The organism is Parafrigoribacterium mesophilum (assembly GCF_039652555.1).
In the GTDB taxonomy this organism is placed as follows: domain Bacteria; phylum Actinomycetota; class Actinomycetes; order Actinomycetales; family Microbacteriaceae; genus Parafrigoribacterium; species Parafrigoribacterium mesophilum.
The window spans coordinates 1-296 of record NZ_JBDJAF010000028.1 but is presented as its reverse complement, the minus strand read 5'-3'; the positions used below and the strand labels follow the sequence as shown (position 1 = coordinate 296).

1 pseudogene is annotated in these 296 nt (G+C 62.5%); it reads right to left on the bottom strand.

What is annotated here, in order from left to right:
* A pseudogene (locus tag ABFX56_RS15965) lies at positions 1-296 on the bottom strand (hypothetical protein); the annotation flags it as partial.

The window sequence follows — 296 nt, the reverse complement described above, 5'->3', positions numbered from 1 at the left end:
ACGGAACTGCCCAGGGGTGCATCGATTCCCAGCTTGCGGTTGATCTTGTACCGGCCGACCTTGGCGAGGTCGTAGCGCTAGGAGTTGAAGTAGAAGTTGTCCAACAGGGCGCGGGCGGCCTCGGCAGCCACCTGCTCGCCCGGGCGAAGCTTGCGGTAGATGTCCTTGAGTGCCTCCTCCTTGGTGAGGATGGAATCCTACTCCAGGGTGGCCTCGATCGACGCGTAGCCCTTGAACTCCTCGAGGATCTCCGCGCTGGTCAGTCCCAGCGCCTTGAGGAACACGGTGACGGACTG